This is a genomic window from Kribbella turkmenica, assembly GCF_004348725.1.
Lineage (GTDB): Bacteria > Actinomycetota > Actinomycetes > Propionibacteriales > Kribbellaceae > Kribbella > Kribbella turkmenica.
On sequence record NZ_SMKR01000347.1, the window covers coordinates 1 to 1,106 of the forward strand.

The 1,106-nt window shown below is 67.0% G+C and carries 1 protein-coding gene; it reads right to left on the reverse strand.

What is annotated here, in order from left to right; all coding sequences use genetic code 11:
- On the reverse strand, positions 1-991 hold a 991-nt coding region (locus E1218_RS35815), incomplete at its 3' end, for an IS481 family transposase (RefSeq protein WP_132327461.1).
- Positions 992-1,106: the final 115 nt, after the last annotated feature.

Sequence of the window (1,106 nt, forward strand, 5' to 3'; positions counted from 1 at the left end):
TGTGATGTCCAGGGACGTTGGTCAGTCGGGTGATGGGTGGCTGGGCGCCGATTGAGCTGTGGGGTCGGTGATGATTGTAGAAGTGGAGCCAGTGGGGTAGGGCCGCGTTGCGATGGTGGGTTGATTCGTAGAAGCGGGTGTAGGCCCAGCCGTCGGCGAGGGTGCGGTGGAATCTTTCGATTTTGCCGTTGGTCTGGGGGCGGTAGGGCCGGGTGTGTTTGGGTTTGATGCCGAGTTCTGTGCAGGCATCGCGCCAGGCGTACGAGCGGTAGCAGGACCCGTTGTCGGACAGGACGCGTTCGACGGTGACGCCGTGGTCGGAGAACCAGGCCACGGCGCGGTGGAGGACCTCGATGGCGGTCGCGGCTTTCTCGTCGGTGTGGATTTCGGCGTAGGCGAGGCGGGAGTGGTCGTCGAGCACGGTGTGCACGAACGCGGTGCCGATGTTGGGGTGGCCTTTGGCGGTGCGTCCGGTCCGTAGCGCGGTGGTGGCCTTGTTCTTGTCGCCTTGTTGTTTGCCGAGGTAGCGCCAGCCGCCGCCGTCGGGGATGTTGCCGAATTTGGTGACGTCGACGTGGATCAGCGAGCCGGGATGGGGGTGTTCGTAGCGGCGCAGGGGTTCGCCGGTGACCCGATCGATGCGGGACAGCCGGTTGATCCGGCAGCGGACCAGTACAGCGTGCACGGTCGAGGCCGGGACACCGAGCCGGCCGGCGATCTGGACCGGGCCGAGTCGGTGGCGCCACCGCAACCGCACGATCCGCCGCACCACGCCCGGCAGGGTCTTGGTGGGGCTGTGGTGGGGCCGGGAGCTGCGGTCGGCCATCCCCGCCGGACCCTCGGCCCGGTACCGATCGGCCCACTTGCGGGCCGTCTTGACCGCGACCATGAACATCTTCGCCGCCGCGGCATAGGTCCAGCCCTGATCGACGATCAGACGCGCCAGCCGCAACCGTGCGCGTGGGGTCAAAGCAGCGTTAGCGTGGGACACGAAGGCCTCCGGTTGGTGAAGCGGTGAACTAGACAGCTCCACTTCACAACCGGAGGCCTTCACCTGTCAGCCCGACTCACCGCCGCCAAGCGGGGCAACCTCCCTGGACATCACA